This is a genomic window from Pseudomonas sp. JAI115 (assembly GCF_014200835.1).
In the GTDB taxonomy this organism is placed as follows: Bacteria; Pseudomonadota; Gammaproteobacteria; order Pseudomonadales; family Pseudomonadaceae; genus Aquipseudomonas; species Aquipseudomonas putida_A.
Genome location: NZ_JACHCY010000010.1, coordinates 193947 through 200824 on the forward strand (window position 1 = coordinate 193947; position 6878 = coordinate 200824).

The 6878-nt window shown below is 61.4% G+C and carries 6 protein-coding genes and 1 pseudogene; 3 read left to right on the forward strand and 4 right to left on the reverse strand.

The features are described 5' to 3' along the window. Nucleotides 1-11: 11 nt before the first annotated feature. Nucleotides 12-1490 (forward strand): glycosyltransferase family 39 protein, encoded by a 1479-nt coding sequence (locus HDC30_RS21225; protein ID WP_260319949.1) that lies wholly within the window; start codon nt 12-14, stop codon nt 1488-1490. 77 nt (nt 1491-1567) lie between these two features. Here HDC30_RS21225 and HDC30_RS21230 read toward each other — a convergent pair whose 3' ends face one another. Beyond that, on the reverse strand, nt 1568-2239 hold the full coding sequence (locus tag HDC30_RS21230) for a histidine phosphatase family protein (protein ID WP_183784742.1): 672 nt from the start codon (nt 2237-2239) through the stop codon (nt 1568-1570). Nucleotides 2240-2629: 390 nt separating this feature from the next. On the opposite strand from HDC30_RS21230, the pseudogene HDC30_RS29625 reads away from it, so the two are divergent. Next, a pseudogene (locus HDC30_RS29625) lies at nt 2630-3508 on the forward strand (methyl-accepting chemotaxis protein); the annotation flags it as partial. Between the two features lie 201 nt (nt 3509-3709). Next, nucleotides 3710-4414 carry a methyl-accepting chemotaxis protein gene (locus HDC30_RS29630; RefSeq protein ID WP_409347920.1) on the forward strand — a complete coding sequence of 235 codons (705 nt, stop codon included), beginning with the start codon at nt 3710-3712 and terminating at the stop codon, nt 4412-4414. 88 nt (nt 4415-4502) lie between these two features. Here HDC30_RS29630 and HDC30_RS21240 read toward each other — a convergent pair whose 3' ends face one another. The 3 genes from HDC30_RS21240 to HDC30_RS21250 form a co-directional block, all read right to left on the reverse strand. Then, on the reverse strand, nt 4503-4922 hold the full coding sequence (locus tag HDC30_RS21240; RefSeq protein WP_183784746.1) for a type II toxin-antitoxin system VapC family toxin: 420 nt from the start codon (nt 4920-4922) through the stop codon (nt 4503-4505). Beyond that, nucleotides 4919-5164, reverse strand: coding sequence for a FitA-like ribbon-helix-helix domain-containing protein (locus HDC30_RS21245; RefSeq protein WP_027614126.1), 246 nt, complete (start codon nt 5162-5164; stop codon nt 4919-4921). Before HDC30_RS21245 ends, HDC30_RS21240 begins: the two co-directional genes overlap by 4 nt. A gap of 221 nt (nt 5165-5385) precedes the next feature. Then, nucleotides 5386-6759, reverse strand: coding sequence for a DUF1329 domain-containing protein (locus HDC30_RS21250; protein WP_027614127.1), 1374 nt, complete (start codon nt 6757-6759; stop codon nt 5386-5388). Between the last annotated feature and the right edge of the window lie 119 nt (nt 6760-6878).

Consider the following 6878-nt stretch of genomic DNA (forward strand, 5'->3'; position numbering starts at 1 on the left):
ATTGGCGAAGTATGCTCAAGGCTCCTGCCCTTTCCGGTTGCCTGAAATCCATGCCGCGTGCCGCCACTTCACTGTTTCTACTCGCCGCCCTGCTGTTTTTTTTCGCTTTGGGTAACCACCAGTTGCAAGGCTCTACCGAGGCCCGGGTCGCCGGGATCGCCATGGAGATGCATCTGGACGATGACTGGGTGACGCCACGGCTGTTCGGCGAAGCGTTTCTGGAAAAACCGCCGCTGAGCCTGTGGCTGGACGCCGGCGCCATGCGCGTGTTCGGGGTTTCGCCGTGGGCGGTGCGGCTGGCGTCGGCGGTGGCCGGGTTGCTCAGTGTGATGCTGCTGTACGGCATGTTGCGCCGCTTCGGTCGCCCGAAAGCTGTGGCCTGGACGGCGGGAATTCTGTTGGCGACCATGGCCAGTTACTGGAGCAACGTGCGCGGGGTCGGCGAGGATGCGCTGCTGGCGCTCGGCGTGACCACGGCGCTGCTGGCGTTCTTTCAGGCGCAACGCGCACCGAACGCGGCTAACTCGCTGCTGTTTATCGTCGGCATCGCCATCGCCACGTTGAGCAAGGGCGTGCTGGGACTGGCGATGCCGGGGGTGGTGATCTTCGCCTATCTGCTGGCCGACAACCTGATCGACAAACGCCTGAAGCTCGGCGCCTGGCTGCGTCCCGGCCTGCTCACGGCAGTCGGTCTGATTCCGTTGCTGATCTGGCTCGCCGTGCTCTATCAGCGCGGTGGTTCGCACGCTGTCGCTGAAGTGCTGCTGACCAACAGCGTCGGTCGCTTCAGCGGCTCGTTCGTCGAGGCCGGGCATTACGAGCCGTTCTATTACTATCTGGCCAAACTGCCGGAAGCGTTCCTGCCGTGGAACATTCTGGTGTACCTGGGGCTGTGGCATTTCCGCAAGGAGCTGAAGGCCAACCGTTACCTGTTGTTTTTCAGCCTGTGGATCGTCGCGCAGTTCATCATGCTGACCCTGGCCTCAAGCAAGCGCACGGTCTACCTGATGTCGATGACCCCGGCCGCTGCGGTGATCGCCGCTGAGTACGCACGCGTGTTGTTCGAGCGCTTGCAGGCGCGTGAAAACGCAGACCGCTTCATCGGAAAAGTCGCCCGCCATCGTCAGGCGATTGCCGCAGGATTGCTCACGGTGGTGATCGCCAGCTACCTCGGCGCCGCGCAGTGGGCACTGCCCAACGCCGACAAGGAGTTGTCGTTCCTGCCTTTGACCGAACACATTCAGAGCTTGCAGGCCAACGGTCAGCAGGTCGCACTGTTCCAGGCCAATGAACGGGTCGGCGGCGCCAGCGTGTTCTACACCCAAAGCGTGCTCAAGGGGCTGGATACTGACGCGCAACTGCACGACTTCCTCAGTGCTTCCCCCTCGAACGTCGCGGTGATCTCGGCAGACAACGAACCCGCCGCACCACTCAAAGTGCTCAAGACCATGATGGTCGGGCGTCAGGCGTATTACTTCGTCGGCTACTGACGTCCTTCGCACCAGACAATAAAAAACCCGCCGTCACTGGCGGGTTTTGTTTGCGCTGAAGCTTGGCAAACGTCAGTTCATCGGGTGCTCACCGAGTGCCAGTCGGAGGCTTCGATGAAGCCAAGCACCCGCGGGTCCGCTTTGTTTGCGGCAGACACAAACAGTGAGGAGCCGTAGCCAGGGTCAGAAACCGGTGAATTCAAGTCCTTCTCCAACTCCGCCATGCATTCGCTGTGGGTCACCAGGATCAGATTGCGCCCCGGGAGCTTGTGTGCCAGCGCTTCCTGCAGGATGTGGCCCTTGCAGCTGATCAGCCAATCTTCGCCGCTGGCCGCGCGGTTGAACATGTAACCGGCGGTCTGCACGGTGCGCAGCATCGGGCTGTTGTAGATGTCGGCGTTATTCAGGCCCAGATGTTCAAACTGCGCACCGACACCGACCGCAACACTGCGCGAGCGGTCGGTGATGCCGTCGTCGCCACTCAGGCACGGCGCCGGCGAGTGATCGCAGCGCTCGACGTGACGCACCAGCACAATCATGTCGCCCTTGGCCCATCCGGCCGCCAGTGCCCGGTCGCCGGACACATTGCCATGGGCCAGGTCCGGCACCGCCGCCGGGGCGAGCAGCCACAGGGTCAGCGGAATCACCAATAACAAGCCGCCGAGCACGACCCAGGTATTGCGATAGCGGGCCAGTCCGCTCAGAGAAATCGAGCGTTTGACGCCGAACAGACTCAGTCTCAATTCCACATTGGGCCGCCTCGTCGGCATCCATCACAGTCAATTCGATGCGGCGAGGGTAAGGAAGCGGGCGTAAGTAGCGAGTGAAACGCATGTGAAAAAAGTCTTGAAGCGCCCTTGTTACAAATTCCGTCGGACAAAAACCTTTCAGCTCTCGTGTTTGCGGCCGATACAGACCTGCTAACACCCTTGCTGGCTCAAAAAAACAACAATCTTCCAGCCTGACCGACGATCAAGTAGCTCTACGTTCCTGGAGGAATTGTGATGAATAGCTGGTTCGGCAACATCAGCGTGAACATGAAATTGGGCCTGGGCTTCGGCCTGGTCCTGGCCCTGACCTGCGTGCTGGCCCTGACGGGCTGGACCAGCCTCGGCGGCCTGATTGACCGCAGCAACTGGATGAGCGACATCACCCAGCTCAATGCCGGTCTGACCAAGCTGCGCGTGGTGCGCCTGCAATACATGCTGACCAACGGCGACGAAACCGCCGCGCAGAATGTACAAACCACCCTCGAAAGCTTCGCCGCGCAACAACAGGCGCTGATCAACAAGTTCAAGAGCCCGGAAAACGTCAAACTGCTGAAAGAGCAGGCCGCGACTATCGCCGAATACCAGACCTCGCTGAACAAGATGCGCAACGCCTACCGCACCGGCAACAGCGCCCGCGACGTGATGGGCACCAACGCCGACACCGCTTACAACCTGATCGAAACGATCAGCAAGCGCGTGCAGCAAATGGACATGAGCGAGCAGCGCTTCGAGCAGTTCCAGGCCATCACCCAGGCCAAGGAAGCGTTCATCCTCGCGCGCTACGAAGTGCGCGGCTACACCGCCACCACCAACGCCGAAACCGAGCAGAAAGCCGTCGGCCAACTGGACGTGGCAATTGCCAGCCTCAAGCAACTGAACGTGCATTTCGCCGCGACCCAGCAAGACGCTCTGCGTCAGCTGGAAACCGCCCTGACCAACTACCGCAGCGCGTTGCAGGCCTACAAGAACGCCAACAGCGAAGCGGTGCAGGCGCGTAAAGAGATGACCGATCAGGGCACCGCGATCGTCAACACCAGCGAGCAGCTGTACCAGATTCAGCTCGACCGTCGCGACATCGAAAGCGCCCAGGCCCGTACCTTCCAGCTGATCAGCACCCTGCTGGCGCTGTTGGTCGGTGTGATTGCCGCGGTGATCATCACCCGTCAGATCACCCGTCCGCTGCAGGAAACCCTGGCCGTGGTCGAGCGCATCGCCAGCGGCGACCTGACCCAGAACGTCACCGTCACCCGCCGCGACGAACTCGGTGTGCTGCAACAAGGCATCGCGCGCATGGGCGTGACCCTGCGCGACCTGATCAGCGGCATCCGCGACGGCGTCACCCAGATCGCCAGCGCCGCCGAAGAACTCTCGGCCGTGACCGAGCAGACCAGCGCCGGTGTCAACAGCCAGAAGGTCGAGACCGACCAGGTGGCCACCGCCATGCACGAGATGACCGCCACCGTGCAGGAAGTCGCGCGCAACGCCGAAGAAGCCTCGCAAGCCGCAGCCGCCGCTGACGGCGAAGCCCGTGAAGGCGACAAGGTGGTCAACGAAGCCATCGCGCAGATCGAGCGTCTGGCCAGCGAAGTGGTGCGTTCCACCGAAGCCATGAGCGTGCTGCAACAGGAAAGTGACAAGATCGGCAGCGTCATGGACGTGATCAAAGCCGTGGCCGAACAGACCAACCTGCTCGCGCTCAACGCCGCGATCGAAGCGGCGCGTGCCGGTGAAGCCGGTCGTGGGTTTGCCGTGGTCGCCGACGAAGTCCGTGGTCTGGCCCAGCGCACGCAGAAATCCACCGAAGAAATCGAAGGTCTGGTCGCCGGTCTGCAGAACGGCACCCAGCAAGTGGCCGCCGTGATGAACAACAGCCGCGCCCTGACCGACAGCAGCGTGGCCCTGACCCGCAAGGCTGGCGACTCCCTGGAGAACATCACCCGCACGGTGTCGAATATCCAGTCGATGAACCAGCAGATCGCCGCCGCGGCCGAGCAGCAAAGCGCCGTGGCCGAAGAAATCAGCCGCAGCATCATCAACGTGCGCGACGTGTCGGAACAGACCGCCGCGGCCAGCGACGAGACTGCAGCGTCCAGCGTGGAACTGGCGCGCCTGGGCGGTCAACTGCAGCAGATGGTCAGCCACTTCCGCGTCTGATCTTCAGTCAGCGCCAAAGGGTAAATCCAATCGCGGGCAAGCCCGCGATTGCGTCAGTCCAGTCAGCCCATACTCACTGCCCCAACGCTCACACCTCCCACGGATCCATCACTTCCACTCCCGAGAACTGAAAGTCCTTCACGTTCCGCGTGGCGATTGCCGCACCATGAGCACGGCAGATTGCGGCTATCTGCGCATCAGCCATCGACACCGCCCGCCCCTTTGCTTCGCAATCTGCGACGAGTGACGCGTACTCGACAGCGGCATGCGCATCGAACGGCAAAATGCGTCCAGCGAAGTCTTCCTCGAACATAGCCATCGCATGAGCTTGAAGATTCTGTTTGCGTTTGCCTGAGGGAAGTCGGGCGATGCCGTGGAGTATCTCAGCCACCGTTATCGCACTGATGGCCAGATCCATGGCGGGCTGCGCATCAACCCAGGCCAGCACCCTGGCTTCAGGTTCGATACGCATAAACTCTGAAAGCACGTTGGTATCGAGCACTATCATTCAGAAAAATCCACCCCGGTGGCTTTCTCTGAGCGCTCTGGCAGATCAAGTTCTGCTCCGCCGAGAGCACTGAATCTGTTGCGTATCCGGCTTCCAAGTCCGCCGGCACGATCCACCGTTGCCAAGGCTCGACCGAGAATCAGGCGCGCCTCTTCCTCCATGGAGTGTCCGTTGTGTGCAGCGGTGATACGCAACTGTTCCTTGAGCTTCTCGTCAAGGTTTCGAATGGTGATGCTGGCCATGACGCCTCCTGCAATCAATGAAATCATTGATTGCAGGCTAGCACATCCGTTCCGGCTCACACCGGGCAATCTTCCGAACGGCCATTCTTACTGCAGCAGATGGTCAGCCATTTCTGCGTCTGACCTTCACCTCTGCGCTGAACGAAAGATCGATTCGCGAGCAGGCTCGCTCCTACAGGGGTTGCGTTGGATCAGCAGGCCGGTGCGCGTGTTGCCTGACTCTAGCGAGTCCCGCGTTGGCGCAACGCCGAGGGCATGAAATACGCGTCTTCCGGCACCGGTTGCGAGAAGTCCACGGTGGAGGCTTCTTCGTTGTCAAGGTTCTGCACGTAGTAACGGCGGGCCTGCAGGTCGTGGAACACGTCCAGTGCGCTCCAGGTGGTCGGCAGGTCGTAGAAGTTTTTCAGGTAGGCCATCGACACCCGCCACAACTCCCCTCGCCCATCGTATTGATCGACCAGCGCCGCGCCCCAGCTGTCCTCGTCGAGAAACAGCACGCGCTTGGAATAGACATGCCGCGCGCCCGGTTTCAGGTTGCCTTCGACCACCCACACGCGGTGCAGTTCGTAGCGGGTGAATTGCGGGTTGAGGTGGCCCGGGGTCAGCAGTTGCGCGTACTTCACGTCGGGGCTGCCGACCTTGTAATTGTTGTAAGGGATGTAGATTTCCTGCTTGCCCTTGAGCTTCCAGTCGTAGCGGTCCGGCGCGCCGTTGAACAGGTCGGTATCGTCTGCCGTGCGCAGGCCATCGGATGAGGCAATAGGCGTGTCATATGCCAGGTTCGGCGCGCGGCGCACACGGCGTTGGCCGGCGTCGTAGACCCAGGCCTGGCGCGGGTCCTTGAGCTGATCGAGCATCTCGTGCACCAGCGCCGCGCCACCGGCCAGTCGCGCCGGACTTTTCACGAAGGCGAGGTAGTAGAACAGGATGTTTTTCAGGTCAGCATACTGCCCGCCCGGACGATAGAAATTGAACAGCGCTTCCTGCTGCGAAGTCACCAGCGCAAAGCTGCCGTTGCGCTGCACCGGGGCTTCGGACGCGCGACGTACCACGTAGATTCCGCGATAACGGGTGATGTGGTTCCACAGCACTTCGATGCCGTCCTTGGGCACCGGGAACGGTACGCCGCCGTAGGCATCGGCGAATCCGCTGCCGCCCTCCAGCAACTTGGCCGAGGTCGCGTTCTTCAGGGTGTTGTCATACAGCCACTGCGGCGCCGAACCGGAACGACGCGACGGGTAGACCGGCATCTGGAACGTGTCCGGGTAGCTGTTGAACAGCGCAATCTGACCGGGGCTGAGGTGGGCCTTGTACTGGTCGAGATTGGCCTTGGTAATGGTGAACAACGGCTTGTCCGCCGCATATGGATCCGGGTGATGTTGGCCCGGTTTGTAGCCGGCGGGCGCCTGGGTGATGCCGCCGGTCCAGGCCGGAATGGTGCCGGCGGCGTTGCCGGCGCGCTCGGCGCCCATAGGCGTGAGGGTGGTTTTCAGTTGTTCGGCTTGTTGCGGGGTGATGGCGGCGAGGGCGCTGCCGGCGGTGAGGCCCAGAACCAGCGCCAGCGAAATTCGGGTCATGCTTGAAGTGTGAAACATGATCTTCTCCAAAGTACAAAAACCTGTGGGAGATTCTATGTTGCTCAGCAACCCTAGAATCTCAAACTGATCGGTATTCGCCCTGATTCTTCATCAGGGTGAATGCCACTCGGCAGAGC